General features: G+C 66.1%; 15 protein-coding genes. 4 read left to right on the top strand and 11 right to left on the bottom strand.

Going from position 1 to position 19155, the window contains the following annotated elements; translation table 11 throughout:
* Positions 1-56: 56 nt before the first annotated feature.
* A complete protein-coding gene (locus ABQE44_RS12895; RefSeq protein WP_448430230.1) occupies positions 57-4934 on the bottom strand; it encodes an Ig-like domain-containing protein in 4878 nt (1625 codons plus the stop codon).
* Between the two features lie 40 nt (positions 4935-4974).
* Here ABQE44_RS12895 and ABQE44_RS12890 point away from each other — a divergent pair, with 40 nt between their 5' ends.
* Entirely contained in the window at positions 4975-5136 is a 162-nt protein-coding gene (locus ABQE44_RS12890) for a hypothetical protein (RefSeq protein ID WP_448430114.1), read from the top strand.
* A gap of 205 nt (positions 5137-5341) precedes the next feature.
* Here the strand turns inward: ABQE44_RS12890 and ABQE44_RS12885 are convergent, their stop codons facing one another.
* The 10 genes from ABQE44_RS12885 to ABQE44_RS12840 form a co-directional block, all read right to left on the bottom strand.
* Positions 5342-6346 (bottom strand): PHP domain-containing protein, encoded by a 1005-nt coding sequence (locus ABQE44_RS12885; protein WP_448430112.1) that lies wholly within the window; start codon positions 6344-6346, stop codon positions 5342-5344.
* A 17-nt stretch (positions 6347-6363) separates the two neighbouring features.
* On the bottom strand, positions 6364-6939 hold the full coding sequence (locus ABQE44_RS12880) for a TIGR03086 family metal-binding protein (protein ID WP_448430110.1): 576 nt from the start codon (positions 6937-6939) through the stop codon (positions 6364-6366).
* 41 nt (positions 6940-6980) lie between these two features.
* Positions 6981-8459, bottom strand: a complete 1479-nt coding sequence (locus ABQE44_RS12875) for a hydrogenase large subunit (RefSeq protein ID WP_448430108.1) — start codon at positions 8457-8459, stop codon at positions 6981-6983.
* Positions 8459-9925, bottom strand: coding sequence for a proton-conducting transporter transmembrane domain-containing protein (locus tag ABQE44_RS12870; protein WP_448430106.1), 1467 nt, complete (start codon positions 9923-9925; stop codon positions 8459-8461). The genes ABQE44_RS12875 and ABQE44_RS12870 overlap by 1 nt, the downstream gene beginning before the upstream one ends.
* On the bottom strand, positions 9925-10587 hold the full coding sequence (locus tag ABQE44_RS12865) for a hypothetical protein (protein ID WP_448430104.1): 663 nt from the start codon (positions 10585-10587) through the stop codon (positions 9925-9927). The genes ABQE44_RS12870 and ABQE44_RS12865 overlap by 1 nt, the downstream gene beginning before the upstream one ends.
* A complete protein-coding gene (locus ABQE44_RS12860; protein ID WP_448430228.1) occupies positions 10584-11537 on the bottom strand; it encodes a respiratory chain complex I subunit 1 family protein in 954 nt (317 codons plus the stop codon). Before ABQE44_RS12860 ends, ABQE44_RS12865 begins: the two co-directional genes overlap by 4 nt.
* A 5-nt stretch (positions 11538-11542) precedes the next feature.
* Entirely contained in the window at positions 11543-13435 is a 1893-nt protein-coding gene (locus ABQE44_RS12855; protein ID WP_448430102.1) for a proton-conducting transporter transmembrane domain-containing protein, read from the bottom strand.
* A gap of 68 nt (positions 13436-13503) precedes the next feature.
* Positions 13504-13983, bottom strand: a complete 480-nt coding sequence (locus tag ABQE44_RS12850) for an NADH-quinone oxidoreductase subunit B family protein (protein WP_448430100.1) — start codon at positions 13981-13983, stop codon at positions 13504-13506.
* Positions 13980-14315 carry an ArsR/SmtB family transcription factor gene (locus ABQE44_RS12845; RefSeq protein WP_448430226.1) on the bottom strand — a complete coding sequence of 112 codons (336 nt, stop codon included), beginning with the start codon at positions 14313-14315 and terminating at the stop codon, positions 13980-13982. The genes ABQE44_RS12850 and ABQE44_RS12845 overlap by 4 nt, the downstream gene beginning before the upstream one ends.
* A gap of 89 nt (positions 14316-14404) precedes the next feature.
* Positions 14405-15100: a potassium channel family protein gene (locus tag ABQE44_RS12840; RefSeq protein WP_448430098.1), complete on the bottom strand. Its 696-nt coding sequence runs from the start codon at positions 15098-15100 to the stop codon at positions 14405-14407.
* Between the two features lie 141 nt (positions 15101-15241).
* Here ABQE44_RS12840 and ABQE44_RS12835 point away from each other — a divergent pair, with 141 nt between their 5' ends.
* From ABQE44_RS12835 to ABQE44_RS12825, 3 genes are all read left to right on the top strand, one after another.
* The gene (locus tag ABQE44_RS12835; protein ID WP_448430096.1) at positions 15242-16738 is read left to right on the top strand and encodes a potassium/proton antiporter; all 1497 of its coding nucleotides are present in this window, start codon (positions 15242-15244) and stop codon (positions 16736-16738) included.
* A 20-nt stretch (positions 16739-16758) separates the two neighbouring features.
* Positions 16759-17616 carry an LLM class F420-dependent oxidoreductase gene (locus tag ABQE44_RS12830; RefSeq protein WP_448430094.1) on the top strand — a complete coding sequence of 286 codons (858 nt, stop codon included), beginning with the start codon at positions 16759-16761 and terminating at the stop codon, positions 17614-17616.
* Between the two features lie 729 nt (positions 17617-18345).
* On the top strand, positions 18346-19152 hold the full coding sequence (locus tag ABQE44_RS12825; protein WP_448430092.1) for a PE domain-containing protein: 807 nt from the start codon (positions 18346-18348) through the stop codon (positions 19150-19152).
* Positions 19153-19155 lie beyond the last annotated feature (3 nt).

The following is a 19155-nucleotide window of genomic DNA, read 5'->3' as shown; positions in this document are numbered from 1 at the left end:
GCGGAGTCTAAGCCGCCGCAGTATGCGGCTTAGCCGCGGCCCACGCACACAGGCGCTTAACGCGGGTCGGTTCGGAAGAGTGCGTTGATGTTTTCGGCCGGTACCCTCGAAATGCCCTCGCGCTTAGTGACATAAACTTCCGGCTGCTGAACATCCGCGAAATCGATGTCGACGAAATCGTCGCCGACCGCAAACTCGCCCAGCACGCCGAGTTCGAGGCTGATCACCGTGACCTTGTTCTCAGCGGCGGATGCGACGAGAAACACCTCGCTGTAGGGCGTGGCGGCCACACTCGTCGGGGTTGCCCAGACGTCGTAAACGGCGTAGGTCTCGTTGGTGAAGGTGTTGATGACGGCCACCCTGTTGTTGAGTCCATCGGCCACATATGCGAAGTCGCCCGCGACGGTGATGCTCGGATCCGCGACGGTGGTCTCATCCCAGGCGCCGCTGTACACAACCTCTTTGGACCCGGTCTCAACGTCGACCGCCCACACTTCGTTGTTGATACTGCCGACGTACAGGGTTTCGGTGTATTCGCTCGCCGCGATGGCGTTGCTTCGAAGACCTATGTCGAGGATCTGCTGTTCCCCGGTCGCCCTGTCGATCATCTTCACGGTGGCGTCCCGATAGTCCGCGACGTACAGGGTGTCGCCATAGCGGTCCAGCGCCATCGCCGTGGCTTCGCCGACCTCGCCGACCGGAGTCGAGGTGCCCGAGCGGAGATCGACCTTTGAGACGGCCGAGACATCGGTGGCGTCCTTCGTGGCGACATAGGCGTAATCTCCGCGAGGACTCACCGCGACGCTCGATGGCGTCGCGCCGAGTTCGACGGTGCTGAGCCACTCCCGCGTGACAGGGTCGACGATTCGCAGTTCGTCATCCGCCAGCACGTAGATTCGGTGCGTGAAGTCGGGGAAGAACGCTTCCGACAGCTGCGCTGCGTCGTCAAAGGTAATCGGGTCTGCGTCCTCGACCGTAACCGCCACGGTGGCGGTGGCGGCTGCGCCGACGCCGTTGGCGACGGTGTAGGTGAACGAGTCGACACCATCGAAGCCGGAGTTCGGCCGGTAGGTGATGACACCGTCGTTCACCATGACAGTGCCGTTTCGGGCCTCGCTCACCTGGACCACGGCCAGTTCCTGGTCGTTAACCTCGAAATCGTTGGCCAGCACATCGATCTCAACGGTATCTGAGTTCGCATCGACGACGACGGTGTCATCGATAGCCCTCGGGCCGCCGGTGACAGGGTCGACCGTGATGGTGACGGTATACGGGTGGCTGACGCGGCCGTCGGCGCCCACCAGTTGGTAGGTGAAGCTGTCGGTGCCGATGAAGTGCGGCCGGGGCGTGTACTCCAGCGTGAACTGCTGTTCGCGTTGTTCAACCAGTCGAACAACACCATTCTCGGAATTGTCGACCCTAATGGTGATGTCGGTCTCGCCGTCGGGGCGGGTGTCTATTACAGATATACGGATAAGCCCGGGGTTATTCTCGTCGGTGTCCGCCGCGATGTCGTTGGCAACAAGCGTTCGCTCACGCACATCAATGTGGACGACGGCGCTAGCGCCGACACCAGTGTCGACGCTGATCTCGTACCGGATCTGGTCGGAGCCACGGTAGTCGGCGGTCGGCGTGTAGGTGATCGTGCCATCGTCGTTCAGTTCGGCGGTGCCCATGTGGGGTTGGCCGATGATCCGCACTGAAAGATGTTCTCCTCCAGTGGGGTTGAAATCGTTTCCCAGCACGTCGATTACGACCGGTATGCCCTCCTCCGTCGACGCAAAGTCGTCGTTGGCGACCGGAGGGTTGTCGACCCACACATGCACAGTCGCGGTCGCGATCCCATCGTTGCCGTCCGAAACGGTGTACGTAAATGAGTCGCTGCCAACGAAATCCGCGCTCGGCGTATAGGTGATTACGCCACCGGAAAGGTCGACGGTGCCGTTGTTCGCGGTCCCCACGTCGGTCACCAGAAGATCGTCGCCGTCGACATCGGTGTCGTTGCCCAACACGTTGACCACAGTCGCGCCGGAGTTCGCCCTGACCGTGACGATGTCATCGGACGCCTCTGGGTCGTCGTTGACGGGATTTACCGTGATGGTCACGGTGGCGACGTCGCTGGCGCGGCCATCGGCGTCGCGCAAATAGTACGTAATCGTGTCGGTACCGAAGAAGTCCGGCCGAGGAATGTAGGTGATCGTGAACCGCTCAGGATCACGCAGGTCAATAGCACCGTCGCCGTCATATTCGATGGTGATGCCGGTGATCGTGTCGCCGGTGGGATCGGAGTCGTTGGCCAAGAAGTCGATGAGAACGGGTGTGTCCTCGTCAGTGACCACATCGTCGTCGTTGGCGACAAGTGGTGCCTGATGCACCGTGATCGTCACCCTAGCGATGCTGCTCGTATCGGTGCCGTCGTAGAGCCCGTAGGTGAAAGTGTCGATGCCACGGTAGTCGGCGTCAGGCGTGTAGGTGATCGTGCCGTCGTCGTTGAGGACAGCGACGCCGTGGGTCGGGGGCCGGAGCAGCGACACCGCCAGCTCGTCTTCCGTATCGGCGTCGTAATCGTTGCCCAGCACATCGATGACGATCGGCGTGTTCTCGTTCGTTGACACCTCGTCGTCGTTGGCGACCGGAGCGTCGTTGACCGAGTTCACTGTCACATACACAGTGGCACTGGCGGTTCCACCATTACCGTCGGAAACGGTGTAAGTGAACGAATCGGCGCCATGGAAATCGGCGTCCGGAGTGTAGGTGATGACGCCGTCGATCAACGTGACCATGCCATTGCCCGCTGCACCGGCGGCCGTCACCGACAATTCATCCCCGTCGACGTCGGAGTCGTTCGCCAACACATCGACCACGGCGACACTGTCCTCATCGACCGCCACGATGTCATCAAAAGCCACAGGAGCGTCATTGACAGAGTTCACCGTCACATGCACAGTGGCACTGGCGGTTTCGCCGTTACCATCGGTGATGGTGTAAGTGAACGAATCAGCGCCGTGGAAGTCCGCATCCGGGGTGTAGGTGACCACCCCACTGGACACCGTGACCATGCCATTGCCCGCTGCACCGGCGGCCGTCACCGCCAACGTATCGCCGTCGACATCGGAGTCGTTGCCCAACACGTCGATAACGACCGGAGTGTCCTCGTCGGTGACCACATCATCATCGCCGGCCACCGGCGCATCATTGACGGGCGTGACCCTCACATACACAGTGGCCGTGGCGGTTCCACCATTACCGTCGGAAGCGCCGTAGGTGAACGAATCCAACCCGTGGAAATTCTCGAACGGTGTGTAGGTGAACGACCCGTCCCCGTTGAGCTCGATGGACCCATGGGCGGGCGAGTTGATCAGGTGCGCTGACAGATCATCCCCGTCCACGTCGATGTCGTTGTCCAACACCCCCGGTGCGGGGATGGTCAGCGGCGTGTCTTCTTCGGTGGTGTAGGCGTCATCTTGCGGCGCCGGCGCATCCTGCACGGCGGCGACGGTGACGGCCACGGTGGCAGTAGCGGTGCCGCCGTTACCGTCGGAGATGGTGTAGGTGAACAAATCTGTGCCGGAGAAATCTGTGTCCGGTGTGTAGGTGATGACACCGTCCGTCAATGTAACGATGCCGTTGAAGGCGGCGCCGACCTCCGTCACGGCCAGCTGGTCACCGTCGCTATCGGTGTCGTTGCCCAACACGTCGATGACGTTGGCCCCGGAGTCCTCGTCCACCGTCACCGCGTCATCAACCGCGACCGGCGCGTCGTTGACCGGTGTGACCGTCACGCTGACCGTGACGGTGGTGGCGTGTCCGGCGTCACCGCCGAAGATGGCCGCCCACAGCCCTTTCAGCCCGTGAATATGTAACGGGCTTTCCTCATCGGAGATGGTGTAGGTGAAGGTGTCGGTGCCGTGAAAGTCGGAGTTGGGCGCGTAGGTCAGCGTGCCGCCCTGAAGGGTCACCGTCCCGTTCTGCGGCTGGGTCACCTCGGTCACGGTCACCACGTCACCGGCGACCGCATCGGGGTCGGTTCCGGTGACCACGTCAACGGTGATCGGGGTGTCCTCGGACGTAGTGACGGTGTCAACCACCGGCTGAGGGGTGCGGTTCAACAGCATGTGCTGCCACTCGCGACGCACAAACGCCAGCAGTGCCCACGCCAACGGCGGTTCGGCAGGCGCGACCGGGCTCGGCGCCAGGAACGGCGACAGCAACGCGGCCACAACCGTGCTCGCGGCTCTCACGATGGTGTCCGGAACCTCCGTCGACGTCGGCGCCGCCTCCGGCTCCTCGCTGACCACTGTCGTCGACACCTGACGCTCGTCGACGAAGTTCTCGACGGCCAGCACCACCTGGCTCGTCAACGACTCTGGCGGCGCCTGCTGCTCGGTCACGTCGTCGGCGTCGCGCTCCACCACGTCCTCGACGACGGCCGCCACGTCGTCGATACGTCCTGAGTCCTCGTCACTCTCATCCAAAACGCCGGATTGCGGCCCTGAATCGCGTTGGCTAACAGCCGGTTCCGTTGTGCCCGAAGTACTTTCCTCGCCGTCGCCTTCGTCCTCGTCATCGGCGTCCGATTCCAGTTCGTCGCCGAGGTCGGACTCGTCGCCCTCTTCCTCGTCGGTAAGCACGGTGGTGTCGGTGGACTGCCCGGCGTCATTGACCGAGGTATCGACCGAACCCGAACTACCGAACCTCGTCCGGGGTTCATCACCGTCGGGGGCGTCAGCTTCGGGCGCATCATCGTCGCCGCCATCCCCGCCCGTCTCGGCGTCGTCGGCGCTGCCGCTGTCCGGCGAAGGCGCCGCGGAGTCCCCGTCGCCGCCCTGCCCCGCCGATGTCCCGGCGCTTTGCGAATCACCGGTTGAACCAGCGTCGGCCCACGCCAACCCCGACCCTCCGGTCGCGATGGCGACGCCCACACCCAGCGCCACTGCCAATGCGCCAACTCGACCCACATAGCGTGCGTAAGCGGTGGAATTCACCGCCTTCGCACAGCCGGAAAACAGCGGCTTGTGGTTGCTGGAGCCGAACTCATACCTTGCTGCGGCGGCCATCGAGTTATCCCTTCTGTCCGATCGCGAATTCAGCGATGCGGTTGGCCATCGGCGGGATGCATTCAAGGCGAGACCATAACAACTTCCGTGAACTGGGGTAACAATTTCGAAAAGTTGTCTACGCAAATTGGTCCCGCATTCATTTGGTGCGGGGAGCGGCCACGAATCTTTGCGCTTTTACACGCTTGTATCGGCCGGACATTCGGCCAGAAGTCAATTAGCTAGCGGCCGACGTTGCATATCCCCCGAGCGAACCGATAGCTCCGACTTACGCTAGCGTCGATTTACGGATTAGTCCAGACCACCAATTGCTCGGCCGGCCACGTATTGACGATCCGCTCGACAGGCACGCCTGCGTCGAGCGCGCGCTGAGCGCCGTATCCGAGGAACTCGAGTTGCCCGGGTGCGTGCGCGTCGGTGTCGATGGAGAACAGGCAGCCGATGTCCAGTGCCAGCTTCAACAGCCGGGTGGGCGGATCGCGCCGCTCGGGTCGGGAGTTGATCTCGACGGCGGTGTCGTTGTCGCGGCAGGCGGTGAACACCTTCTCGGCGTCGAACTTGGATTCGGGGCGGATGCCGCGCCCGCCGCTGACCAGCCGGCCGGTGCAGTGCCCGAGCACATCGGTGTGCGGATTGGCCACGGCTTTGAGCATCCGTCGCGTCATCGCGGCTTCGTCCATCGACAGCTTGGAGTGCACGCTGGCCACCACCACATCGAGGCGTTCCAGCAGTTCCTCTTCCTGATCCAGCGACCCGTCCTCGAGGATGTCGACCTCGATACCGGTGAGAATCCGCATCGGCGCCACCGTCTCGCGCAGTTCGTCGATGACGTCGAGTTGCTTGCGCAGCCGCTCAGCCGACAGCCCGTTGGCGATCTTCAGCCGCGGTGAGTGATCGGTCAGCGCACAGTACTCGTGACCCAAATCCCTTGCTGCCAGCATCATCTCCTCGATCGGCGCCGAGCCGTCCGACCAGTGCGAATGCAGGTGCAGGTCACCGCGCAACGCAGCGCGGACGTCTCCCCCACCGAGATCTGCTGCGTTGGAGCGCAGTTCGACGAGCGCGTCGGGTTCCTGGCCGGCCCATGCCTGCGCGATGACCTTCGCGGTCTTGGGTCCGATTCCGGGCAGCGACTGCCAGGAGTTGGCCGCGCCGTGCCGTTCCCGCTGCGAATCGGACAATCCCTCCACGATGTCGGCGGCGTTGCGGTAGGCCATCACCCGGCGTGGGTCCTCACGCGCGCGGTCCTTGTAGTAGGCGATCTGGCGCAGGGCGATAACCGGGTCCATCCCTCCAGTGTGCCCGGTCAGGGCACGCACCATGCCGGGTCACGCCCGGTCAACGCGATGATGCGGTGCACGATCGGCGCGTCGTCGGCAACGGGAACCGCCGGCCCGAACAAACCCTCGACCGGTCCTTCCGCGGCGCTGTTGGTGACGTGCGGCAACACGGCGGCCGCGGTGGCGGCGTCGACGTCATAGGGCTGCCCGGTCGCGCGTGCCACATCCCATCCGTGGACGACGATCTCGGTGAGCGCGATCAACCCACCTACTTCGCCGGGGAAGTCGACGCCTCCCGCCCGCGTCATGCCGCCCCAGGCCGACGGGTCAGCGTAGGCAGCGGCCAGTTCGGCGAGCCGAACCGGATACGATGTGCGCCAGTCGTCGTCGAGAGGGTGCGCACCCACCTCCGGAGGTGTGTCGGTAAGCGGCCCGAAGTCCTTGCGCGCCGCGGCGGTGAACGCCAACGCCAGCCCACCGATGTGGGCCAGGAGTTGGTCCAGGCGCATGTCCGCACAGGGCGTGGCCGCGCTCAGTTGGTCGTCGGTCACGGTCGCCAACACGTCGGTGGTGCGGCGGCAGGCCGGCGTCAAGTCAATCATGTCGATATCGACCCGCGGGGCGGCCGGAACTCATCGCGGCGTCACAGATCGTTTCCCGCGTAGGACAGGTTGAAGCTTTTGTTGGTCAACGGGAAGTCCGGGACGATCGTGTTGGCCATTGCAACCGGAAGGGCCGGCCAGTTGAACCAGGAGGGGTCGACGATCTTGGCCCGCGCGAGGTTTCCGTCGGCGCCCACCTCGACGCGGTGCACGATGGTGCCGCGCCAGCCCTCCACGATGCCGACGCCGCTGGACGGACCGCGGAACCCGTCGACCGGTTCCTGGTAGTCGAGGGGTCCGTTGTGGGATTCGATGAGCGCGCAGGCCAACTCGACCGAGGCGGCGAACTCGTCGCGGCGCACGGTGTAGCGCGCGAGCACATCTCCGGTGGTGGCACCGGCCTCGGTGACCGGAAGGTCGGTCGTCGGATGGTCGACGCGGGCGTCGGTGCGCAGCCCGCTGGCGCGGGCGGCGTAGCCGAGACACCCCAGGGCCTGCGCGTCGTCCTTGGTGAGCACCGAGGTACCGGCGAACCGGTCGTAGACGACGTTGTTGCGCAGCGTCAGCTCGGCCACCTCGGCCAGATCGACGGCGATCTCACGCAGCACGGCGGGTTCGGGCAGCGCTTTCAGCATGATTCCGCCGGGACAGATGGCGTCGCGCAGCAGCCGGTGCCCGGTCACCTCGGCGTTGATGCGCAGCAGGCGTTCCCGGATCCGCAGCGCGTGGGTGTTGGCGATTCCAAGCGAGACGTCGTTGGCCAACGCGCCGAGGTCAGCGGCGTGGTTGTAGAGCCGTTCGAGTTCGACGACCAGTGCCCGGAGCCGGTGCGCCTCGTCCGGCAGCCGAGTGCCCACGGCGTCCTCGACGGCGAGGCTGTGCGCCAGTGCATGTCCGGCCGAGGTGTCGCCGCTGATGCGTTCGGCCAGCGCGACGGCATCGGTGACGGGTCGGCCCTCGAACAGCTTCTCCACGCCGCGGTGCACGAACCACAACCGGGCCTTCAGCCGAAGCACGGTCTCGCCGACCACCGAGAACCGGAAGTGGCCCGGTTCGATCAGCCCGGCGTGCACCGGCCCGACCGGGATCTCGTACACGCCCGTGCCCTCGACGGTGACGAACGGAAAGCGTCCGCGGGGCTCGAATTGCGGTGGCGGGCCGGCATCGTGGCGCATGGGGTGCCAATCCTGCGGCCAATGGGCGTGACGCACCAACCGTCGTGGGCGCGGATGCCCGACTGGGCGGAGACCGAACAGGTCGGCCATCTCCCGCTCGAAGCGGCTGGCCGGAAACGACAGGTACGCCAGCGACGGCAGCTCGGGATCGTCCGACGGCAGAACACACTCGAGTTCGACACGGCGGTCGGGCCGACCGGCGAGGAACAGATACACCACCCGCAGCACGCCGGCGCCGTCGTCGTGCGCCGCCGCCAACGCCAACCGGAAACCCGACCCGAAGAGCTCTTCGGCCTTATCCCGCAAAGTGCCTCGTGAGACACGGTGGCGTACGGAGTCTTTCATCACAACGCTCCGAGGATGTTGGCGGCTTCGGTGAACAGAGCCGTCAGCGGGCCAGCAGTGACGCCGAGGACGATCGAGACGGTTACGCCCACCAGCAGCGCCGCCGCCACCGAGCCGGGCACCGCGATGGCGGGTGCTCCTGTCGGGGCGTCACCGAGCAACATGCGACCCGAATTGCGCACGAGCGCTGCAAATGCCACGGCGATCAAAGCCAACGCCGCACCAAGCGCCCAGGCCAGGCCGGCGTCGGCCAGCGACCGGGCGATGGCGATCTCGCTGGCGAACATCGCGAACGGCGGCAACCCCAGCAGGACAAGCAGGCCGACGGCGAAGGACCCGCCGACCAACCGCGATCGGCGCACCACACCGCTGATGTCGCGGATCGCCGTGGAGTCGTGCGCGAGCTGCAACTGGCCACCGGCCAGGAACAGCACCGTTTTTCCGACTCCGTGCGCGAGCACGTGCAGCAGCAGGCCCGCGATCGCCAGCGGTGTGCCGGCCGCGGCGGCGATCGCGATCAGCCCCATGTTCTCCATCGAGGAGTACGCGAGCATACGTTTGACATCACCGGTGACGATGAGCATCAGCGCGGAGATCAGCAGGGTCAACAGGCCGAGCACGATCAGCCCGGTGCGCAGGAAGACCTGGCCGGTCGCCGCATCGACGATCGGTTTGATGCGCAGCAGCACCGAGAACGCCACGGCCAGAAGCACGCCGCTCATCAACGCCGACACCGGCGCGGGGGCCTGGCTGTGCGCGTCGGCGAGCCAGGTGTGGAACGGGAACAGCCCGACCTTGGCGCCGTAGCCGATCAGCAGCAGCCCACCGGCCAGCCGGGCCACGCCCGGATCGAGGTTCGCCGCATAGGCGGCCAGCACGTCGAGGTTGAGCGCGTACGCCTCGGGCGCACCCGCGTGCAGCGCGGCGAAGTACATCAGCACCGTGCCCAGCAGTGCCACCGCGATCCCTACGGAGCAGATCATCACGTACTTCCAGGTGGCCTCCAGGGCACCCCGGGTGCGACGGTGTCCGACGAGGAACGCGGTGACCACGGTGGTCGCCTCGACGGCGACCCAGATGATGCCGATGTTGTTGGCGCTCACCGCAAGTGCCATTGACGCGACGAACGCCGGGGTCAGCACGCCGTACAGCCGCGCGGCGCCGACATCGGTGTGACCGTGGTCGAGTTCGGCGCCGATGTAGCCGATGCTGGCCCAGGTGCTCAGCGTGGCGACGACGCCGATGACGATCAGCATGGTGATCGACAGCGCGTCGACGCGCAGCAGACCGTCCAGCGCCAGGTGCGGTGTCGATCCGACTTTCACCGCAAGCACGATGCCGCAGACCAGCACCGTGGCGGCCGAGGCCACCGACAGCGCAGCGGTCCAACGTCGCCATCCGACAGCGAAATTCACCAGTGCCGCCGCGGCGGGAACGAGAACGGGCGCGAGAAGCAGTGTGGTCATCAGTCCCGCAGCTCCTGCAGACGATCTAAGTCGGCGCCGCCGAACGCCCGGCGCAGCCGCCCGGTCAGCACTCCGATGATCAACACCACGAACAGCACGTCCAGCGACGCGCCGAGCTCGACGATCAACGGCACACCCGCGGTCAACAGGAACGCCGCAGCGGTGATCCCGTTGTCCAGCATCAGGAAACCCGCCGCCTGCGACACCGCGTGCCGTCGGGTGACCATCACGAACAGCGCGATCAGAATCACCGCGAACGCCGCGGGGACCGCGTTGACGACCGGGTCGGGTGCCAGGTCGATCAGCGGTCGGGTAATCGCGAACGCGACGACGGTCAGGATGCCGGCGATCAGCAGCGAGGTGGCGGTGTTCACCAATGGCGTCGCCTCGCGTTGCGCCTCCGGCTCGGCGGCCACGGCCCGCGCCAGCAGCCACGGCAGCAAGGCCGCACGCAACACCAGCACCGCGGCGCCGACGGCAACCAGCGCCATTTCACCGTCGTGCAGACCGCGCACCACCGGGATCGCGGCCAGCGCCACGCCCTGCCATGCCAGCAGGTGCACGATGGCGCGCAGGTCACGTCGCCACACGATGAGCACCGCGGCCAGGGTGAGCCCGCCGGCGGCGAACCCGATGAGGGTGATGAAGTTTGCGTCGATCATGAGGCCCCCACCGTGAAGAAGCTGGCGGCGGTCACCGCGAGCAGCGCGAGCAGAAACGAGCCGGCCAGCAACTCGGGCACCCGGAACAGCCGAAGTTTGGCGATGAACACCTCGACGCTGGCCAGCAGCATCGCCAGCACGGCGACCTTCACCGCGACGGCGCCCACCCCGACGACCACGGCGAGCGCGCTCGGATCGTCGCCGGCAATTCCCCACGGCAGGAACAGGTTCGCCAGCAGCGCCAGCAGCACGGTCAGCCGCATAGCCGATGCCCATTCCACCAGCGCCAGCTTCGGTCCGGCGTATTCGAGCACCATCGCCTCGTGCACCATCGTCAGCTCGAGGTGGGTGGCGGGGTTGTCCACCGGCAGCCGCCCGGTCTCGGCGATGATCACGACCACCAGCGCCGCGAACGCCAACACCCCGGCCAGCGAGATCACCCGCCCCGGGTCGTCCAACGTACTGGACACCAGCGCACCGAGATTGGCTGACCCGGCCGGTATCGACAACGCGAAGACGGCCACCAGGATTGTGGGTTCGACCAACGCCGCGAACGTGATCTCGCGGCTGGCGCCCATACCGCCGAACGACGTGCCGGTGTCGATGCCGGCGAGGGTGAGCGCGACCGTGCCGAGGAACAGCAGCCCGACGACGGCGAACAGGTCGGCGCTGGAGTCCAACGGTGATCCGGTGGCCACCACCGGGATAATCGCCGCGATCAGCAGCGTGGTCGCAGCGAGCACGACGGGCGCGGCGGCGAAGACGAGCGTGGTTCCTTCGGGTGTGATCCGTTGTTTGCCAAGCTGTTTGCGCAGATCCCGCCACGGCTGCAGCACCCCGGCACCCGCGCGGCCTTCCCAGCGCGCACGGACCTGTCGCATCAACCCGATCACGAGCGGCGCGCCGAGGGCCACCGTGGCGAGTTGTGCGACGCCGGCAAGATAGGACATTAGGGTCATGTGGCGACCACCAGCATGATCAGCACGCCCAGCGCGCCGTAGGCCAGGTAGAGGTGGATGCTGCCGGTGTGGGCCCGACGCATGGCGCCGGCCGCGGCCGCTACCGCCCGCACGACCGGCGTGTACAGCCGCTCCTCGATGGCGTCGCCGATGCGGTTGCGGTACGTGACACGATCGGCCATATAACGCGATTCGGCGGTCGGGGTGACCTCGATGGCGGTGTCGGGCCGAAGGACGTCGTCGAAGACTCGTTGCAGCGGTTCGGCGAACGATGTTGCGGTGTATTGCATGCGGGCCGTCAAATCGCCTGCACCGCAGGCCCACAGCGGTAGCCTTTCGGCGGCGGGTCGCCGGCGTGCGCGCCATTGGCTGGCCACCATCACGGCCAGGATCGCGGCCACCAGCGTCGCCGCGATCACTCCCGGTGCGATCGAACCCGGCACACCGGGCAGCCGAATCAACGTGCCGAAATCGGTGAACGCGACGTTTTGCGCGGCGGGCAGTGTTTCAAGGACCCGGCGCAGCGCGGGCGCAATCACACTGGGCACGACGGCGATCACCGCGCAACCGACGGCGGCGATGGTCATGCCGACGATCATGGTGCGTGGGGATTCGCCTGCCGAGGCGGCTGGTTCGGAACGCGGCCGCGCCAGGAAACCGATGCCGAACGCCTTGACCATGGTGGCCACCCCGAGTCCGGCCGTCAGCGCGACGGCTCCCATGGCCAGCGGACCGACCAGCGCCACCACCGCGTCGGCGCCCGGGGCGCGAATCAGCGACTGCAGCAGCAGCCACTCGCTGACGAACCCGGCGCCCAGCGGAAGCCCGGACGCGCCGAGGGCTGCCACGCCGAAAAGTGCCGTCGTCGCTGGCATCCGGCGGGCCAACCCGCCGAGCCGGTCAAGGTCACGCAGCGCCGTCGCCGCCAGCACCGAACCCGCCGCCATGAAGGCCAGGGATTTGAACACCGCGTGCGCGAGCAGGTGCAGCATCGCTGCGGTCGCCGCGATGGTGGCCGGCGCGGCCGCACCGGCGTCGGCGAACAACGTCGCTGCGCCGAGCGCCAGCGTGATCAGGCCCATGTTCTCGGTGGTCGAATAGGCAAGCAACCGTTTGAGATCGGTGGCCACCGACGCCTGCAGCACACCGTAGAGCGCGGATGCCGCACCGACCGCCAGCAGCGTCAGCGCCCACCACCGCGGCCCAGGGCCGAGCAGTTGCAGGTCGATGCGCACGATGCCGTAGATGCCCAGGCTCACCATCGCCGCGCTCATCAGCGCCGACACCGGGCTGGGCGCCTCGGGATGTGCCCGCGGCAGCCAGGCGTGTAGTGGAACCAGGCCGGCCTTCGAGCCGAAACCCGCCAGCGTGAGCAGGAAGACCACCGTGCGGGTGCCGTCGGACACGCCGGTCAGGTCGGCGAAGCGGTCGGCACCGCCCGCCGCGGACAGCACCATCAGCCCGATGAGGATGGCGACGAAGCTTAGCTGGGTCATCACCGCGTACACCAGCGCGGCCGAGCGCACGCGGGGCCGGGCGTGCTCGGCGAGCACCAGCACCAGTGACGCGAGCGCCATCAGCTCCCAGGCGAGCAGGAATGTCGTCACCGATGCCGCCGCGGGCACCAGCAGCATGGCGGCCACGAACAGCGGAAGCACGGCCATGGCGGTGCGGCTCAGATGATCGGCGTAGCCGATCGCGTAGATGCCGACGGGCACCGCGACGACGCCGATCAGCATCAAAAAGAACCCGCCGAGCGGATTGAGTTGGAGCTGCACCCCGGCCAACGGCAGCAACCAGCCGATGCGCACTTCACGGGCGGGGCCGAACAGGCCGAGCACACCCAACCACACGCCGATGACGCCGACGCCCGAGGTGCCCAGCCCCATTACAGTGCTGAACCCACTATGGGACACGGGTTTTCGTGCGGTATGGACTGGAGCCGGTAACGTGGCGGTCACTTGTTGGTCACCGATCGCAGCGCGGTGACGATCTGGTCGGGGGTGGGCGGGCAGCCCGGGATCTCGACGTCGACGGGGACCACGTCATTGACCGCGCCGACGACCCCGTAGGCGTCGGCGAAGACGCCCCGGTTCAGCGCACAGTCACCGCACGCGATGACCACCCGCGGCTTGGGGGTGGCCGCGACCGTGTTGCTCAGCGGTTCGGCCATGTTGCGGGTGACCACGCCGGTGACCAGCAGAGCGTCGGCGTGCCGGGGTGAGGCGACCAGCCGCGCCCCGTACCGCTCGGCGTCGTAGACCGGGCCGAACGCCCCGCCGATCTCGACCTCGCAGCCATTGCACGAGCCGGCGTCGACGTGGCGGATCTGCAACGAACCACGCACGCCCGCCGGCGGTTCGACAGCGGCCTGCGGCGCGGGGCCGGACGGTTCGACGATTCGCCCGACTCGAAAGATCTTGCGTAGCCAGCTCATTGCTCACCTCCGGCATCGTGTAGGTCCGACAGCATCGCAACGCGGTCGCTGAAGACCGTGGTCAGCACCTTGCGTGCGACCGCGAGCAACTCGGCGATGTCCGGTGATGCGATGGAGTAGATGACGTTGTTGCCGTCCTTGCGGGCCGTCACAACCCCGGCACGACGCAGCACGCCCAGCTGTTGGGACAGGTTCGATGACTCGAGGCCGACCTCGGGCTGCAGTGCCCCGACGGACAGGTCCTTTTCGGCCAGCAGTTCCAGGATCCGCACGCGGGCTGGATGGCCGAGCGTCTTGAAGAACTCGCCCTTGAGCTTGTACAGCGGCTGCACCCGGGACTCCTGAAGAACTGTCAAATCTGTCAGTTGAAAGATTCTTCAGATAGTAGACGGAATCGGTGGGGCGTTTCAACTCGGCGTTCTCAGCGGGCGGGGGGAGCCTGTTCGCCGAGGGGTTGGACGGCGCCCTGGACCAGGGCCGAGACGGCGTTGTTGTCTCCGCCGCCGGTGAAGAACAGCATCTCGTCGCCGGCTTCGAGCGCGTCGTCGGGTTGGGGGATGACTATTCCGCTTTCCCTGATGATGACCGCCAACGCGGTGTTTTCCGCCAACGGCAACTCCGCCACCCGCCGCCCCACCAACGGATCCCCTTCGGGCAACGTGAGTTTCGCCAAGCTGACCTGGCCCTGCCGCAGTTCCATCAACCGGACCACGTGGCCGATGTCGATGGCCCCCTCGATGGCCGCGACAAGAGCCGCCGGCGCGGACACCGCGAGGTCAACGCCCCACGCGTCGTTGAACAACCACTGGTTGCGCATGTCGTTGACCCGCGCCACCACCCGGTCGACGCCGAACTCCGTCTTGGCCAACAGCGAGGCCGTCAGGTTCACCTTGTCGTCGCCCGTCGCGGCGATCACCACATCGCAGGTCTGAAGCCCGGCGTCCTGCAACGCCGTGAGCTCACAGGCGTCGGCCAACAACCAGTCGGCTTCGGGCACCGTGTGTGGTTCGTAGTGGCGGACACTGTGTTCGATCAGCAAGACCTTGTGGCCGTAGCCGATCAGCTCCTGGGCCACGGAGCGACCGATCGCGCCCGCGCCCGCGATGCCGATGCGCATCGACCGACGTTCCTCGGTGCGACCCGACGCTTGAAAAGGTCGCTTCCTGAGACGGAACACGAGTTCATACTGACGTATCCACTGCCGTGGTAGGTCTGTACTGCAGACCGCGCCAGCCATCCGGTCCCGAACGGGGAAGAAATGACCCTGCAGCAGCTCTATCTGGTGCTGCTGGCGGGCGGGCTGGTGCTGTTGGCCAGCATCGTGGCCACCCGGGCCGCCAGTCGCATCGGTCTACCGAGCCTGTTGTTGTTCTTGGCGGTCGGCGTCATCGTCGGCGAGGACGGGCTTGGCCTGCAGTTCGACGACTACCTGCTCGCTGATCACCTCGGCACCGTGGCCCTGGCGATCATCCTCATCGAAGGCGGTCTGACGACCCGGTTCGCCGACGTGCGCCAGCTGTTGGCCCCCGCCGGTGTGCTGGCCACCTTGGGGGTCGCCATCAGCATGGTCGTCACCGCCGCGGGCGCGCATCTGCTGCTGGGCATGGATTGGCAACTAGCGCTGTTGCTGGGCGCCATCGTCTCCTCGACCGACGCGGCTGCGGTCTTTTCGGTGCTGCGGGTGGTGCCGCTGCCGCGCCGCGTCGCGGGTCTGCTCGAAGCCGAGTCGGGGTTCAACGACGCCCCCGCCGTCATCTTCGTCCTGCTGTTCAGCGTCACGCCGCTGGAGTTGTCTCCGGTGCACACGTTCGTCGAAGTGATCTACGAGTTGGCCGCGGGCGGTGTGATCGGCGTGATCTTCGGCGTCGTAGGGGCTTTCGGCTTGCGTAGCATCGCACTGCCGGCGTCGGGCCTGTATCCGCTTGCGGCGTTCGGCCTCGGCATGGTGGCCTTCGCGGCGGCGGGCACGGCACATGCCAGCGGGTTCCTCGCCGCGTATGTGTCCGGGCTGGTGCTCGCCAATTCCGGGCTGCCGCACCGCTCGGCGACCCGTTCATTCGCCGAAGGGCTCGCCTGGCTGGCGCAGATCGGCCTGTTCGTGTTGCTCGGCCTGCTGGTGGACCCGAGCGACCTGGGCGCCGAGATACTACCCGCGATAGCGATAGGGCTTGTCCTCTTGTTGATTGCGCGGCCGCTGTCCGTTGCGGTTTCGCTTGTCGGGTTCCGAATACCTTGGCGGGAGCAATTTTTCGTATCCTGGGCCGGTTTGCGCGGCGCGGTACCCATCGTGTTGGCCACGTTCCCGATCGTTGGCGGAGTACCCGACAGCCTTCGGCTGCTCAACATCGTCTTCATCCTGGTCGTGGTGTTCACGTTGGTGCAGGGTCCCAGCCTGGGTTGGGTCGGCCGGCGGTTGGGGCTGGTCTCGAAGGAAGCCACCCGCGAGATCCAGGTGGAATCGGCGCCGCTGGATGTGTTGGAGGCCGAACTGCTCACGATGACGGTGCAGGCACCGTCGCGCTTGCACAATGTCACGGTGCGGGAACTTCGGCTACCTGACCCCAGCGTGATCACCCTGATCATCCGCGACGGCCACACATTCGTGCCTCAGCCGGACACCCGAATCGCCATCGACGACGAACTGCTCATCGTCACCACGAGCAAGACTCGGGAGGCCACCGAGCGGCGACTGCGGGCGGTCAGTCGTCGCGGAAAACTGGCCCACTGGTTCAACGAGTACGGCGAAGCGGGATAACGGCGACTACGCTCAACCGGGTGCGATTCGCCTTCAAAACCTCCCCGCAGAACACCACCTGGGCAGACATGCTTGCCGTCTGGCAGGCCGCCGACGACATCGAAATCTTTGAATCCGGTTGGACTTTCGACCACTTCTACCCGATCTTCTCTGACTCGACGGGCCCATGCCTGGAAGGCTGGATCACGCTGACGGCGTTGGCCCAGGCGACCAAGCGCCTGCGGCTCGGCACGTTGGTGACCGGCATTCACTACCGTCATCCGGCCGTGCTCGCGAACATGGCCGCGTCGTTGGACATCGTGTCCGACGGCCGGCTGGAACTGGGCATCGGCGCCGGCTGGAACGAGGAGGAGTCCGGTGCCTACGGCATCGAGCTGGGCACCATTAAGGAACGGTTCGACCGTTTCGAGGAGGCCTGCGAGGTGCTCACCGGGCTGTTGAGCCAGCAGACGACGACGTTCGACGGGACGTTCTACCAACTCCAAGACGCGCGCTGTGAGCCGAAGGGCCCGCAGCGGCCGCACCCGCCGATCTGCATCGGCGGCAACGGTGAGAAGCGGACGCTCAAGATCACCGCCAAGTACGCCCAGCACTGGAATTTCGTCGGCGGTCCGCCCGATTTGTTCGCACGCAAGCGCGATGTTCTGGCCTCGCATTGCGCGGACGTCGGCCGCGACCCCAGCGAGATCACGCTGTCGGCGCACGTGCGGCTGAATTCGGACCTCAATTACGGCGCGGTCGTCGAAGAGGCCGCGGCGCTGGGCAGGGAAGGGCTGGACCTGGCGATCGTGTATCTGCCGCCGCCGCACGATCCGGCGGTTCTGGAACCGCTGGCGCAGGAGATCCGGGCGTCTGGTCTGTTCGACGGCAAGGGCTGAGGATCACGAAGAGGTAACGATTCGGCAAACGAGCGTGACCGTTCGATCACGCGTGGCGGACCGTGGGTAGCGAGTTCGCTAGATGCCGTAACGAAGCATCTCGTCGGCGGTTATCAGCCGCTCCGCCTTGGCGGGAAAACCGCGGCTCTTCAAGGGATGACGGAAAAATGACCAGGCGATTCGACTCACCCGTGACCGAGAAAGCGGGTTGAGGTACACGGAACTAACTCCTGCGTCGATACAGATAGCTGATCGGGGCCCACTCTATCGCAGTGCGCTCACTGAAGTCATTAAATCGCGCTGGTCGGGCAAACGGTCTAAGGCGCGCCGAGAAATCATCTGATGTTTTTTCTGAGGCAGTTGTGACTGGTGTGGTTACCGGGTATAGCCGCTGTGAGGGGGTCGACGGCCACTCTCTGATGGCCCCGAGCGCACCGCACGGCAATATTGGTCCGAATGTGTTTGCTGGCTTGTCGATGTGTGGACGCTTTTCCTGGGATAGTCGGGGGTTGGCGTCGATCGGTCTAATAACTCTCCGACGTGGCGATTTGAGACTTTTAGCTGGTGAGCCGGTGCGTCGGGCGGCCCGGTTGGCGCCGTATGCGTGCACAAATTCGTGCAATTGGCGAGGTTGCTGTTCCGGTACCATTTCCGTGGTGACGCCTGAATGTGCTGGCCAATTGCTAAGCGCCGGATCGGCGGCCGTGCGGAGTGACAATGACTGAGACCTTGCGGATCGACGCGCCGCTGGTGCAGCAGGCGGGAAGCCGGTTGCAGGCGCTGGCTGCCGCGATCCCGCCGCCGCCGGCCGCGTTCAGCCCAGCGGGGGCTGACGCGTTGTCGGTCGCCATCGCGGGCAAGGTCGCCGAAGTGGTGGATCCGGTCCTGGCTCAGTTGCCGGTGACTAAGGAAGAACTGACGCGATACGCGCAGAACGTGTTGACGGCTGCGGGCATGTACGACGCGACCGACCGGCAGTTGGCCGAGGAGATTCTGAAGCGCTTGGGTGAGTTCGATGAGGGCCGGACCGGTGCGGGGTCGGCCGGTGGTGGCGCTGGAGCGGGCAGCGCCGGTGGTGCGACGGGCGCGACGACGACGGGCGTGGGAGCGGCGACGACGGGCGCTGGTGCGGCCGACCCGGCCGGGCAGATGGGCCAAATGATGCAGATGCCAATGCAAATGGCGCAGCAGGCGGCTCAGATTCCGATGCAGTTGGCGAGTATGGCGGGCGCGATTCCGGCGGCGATGATGCAGGGAATGCAGAGCGCCCTGCAGCAGGTCGGCCAGCTCTCGGAGTTGTCGGGTGTCGAAGATGAGCTGAAACCCGAAGCGGAAGAACCCAATCCAACGGAGATTTCAGACGAAAAGCCGCCACAAGAAGAGAAGGAGCCTCAGGTCGAGGGAGCGGCGCCGGGTTCCGGTGGTGAGAGAGTGCCGGAACCGCAGGCACAGGAAGCGCAACCACAGGCGCCTGAGGCGCCGCCGAAGCCCGCGCCGACGCGGCCGGCTGAGGCGTCACCGGAGATCGCGTTGTGAGTT

It is taken from the genome of Mycolicibacterium sp. XJ2546, from assembly GCF_053483195.1.
This window is presented reverse-complemented; position numbering and strand designations above follow the sequence as displayed.

Excerpts from the sequence above, each read along its gene's own strand:
- ABQE44_RS12885 (WP_448430112.1), bottom strand. The coding sequence starts at position 6,346 with ATGGACCCGGTTATCGCCCTGCGCCAGATCGCCTACTACAAGGACCGC.
- ABQE44_RS12880 (WP_448430110.1), bottom strand. The coding sequence starts at position 6,939 with ATGATTGACTTGACGCCGGCCTGCCGCCGCACCACCGACGTGTTGGCG.
- ABQE44_RS12875 (WP_448430108.1), bottom strand. The coding sequence starts at position 8,459 with ATGAAAGACTCCGTACGCCACCGTGTCTCACGAGGCACTTTGCGGGAT.
- ABQE44_RS12870 (WP_448430106.1), bottom strand. The coding sequence starts at position 9,925 with ATGACCACACTGCTTCTCGCGCCCGTTCTCGTTCCCGCCGCGGCGGCA.
- ABQE44_RS12865 (WP_448430104.1), bottom strand. The coding sequence starts at position 10,587 with ATGATCGACGCAAACTTCATCACCCTCATCGGGTTCGCCGCCGGCGGG.
- ABQE44_RS12860 (WP_448430228.1), bottom strand. The coding sequence starts at position 11,537 with ATGTCCTATCTTGCCGGCGTCGCACAACTCGCCACGGTGGCCCTCGGC.
- ABQE44_RS12855 (WP_448430102.1), bottom strand. The coding sequence starts at position 13,435 with ATGGGGCTGGGCACCTCGGGCGTCGGCGTCATCGGCGTGTGGTTGGGT.
- ABQE44_RS12850 (WP_448430100.1), bottom strand. The coding sequence starts at position 13,983 with ATGAGCTGGCTACGCAAGATCTTTCGAGTCGGGCGAATCGTCGAACCG.
- ABQE44_RS12840 (WP_448430098.1), bottom strand. The coding sequence starts at position 15,100 with ATGCGCATCGGCATCGCGGGCGCGGGCGCGATCGGTCGCTCCGTGGCC.
- ABQE44_RS12835 (WP_448430096.1), top strand. The coding sequence starts at position 15,242 with ATGACCCTGCAGCAGCTCTATCTGGTGCTGCTGGCGGGCGGGCTGGTG.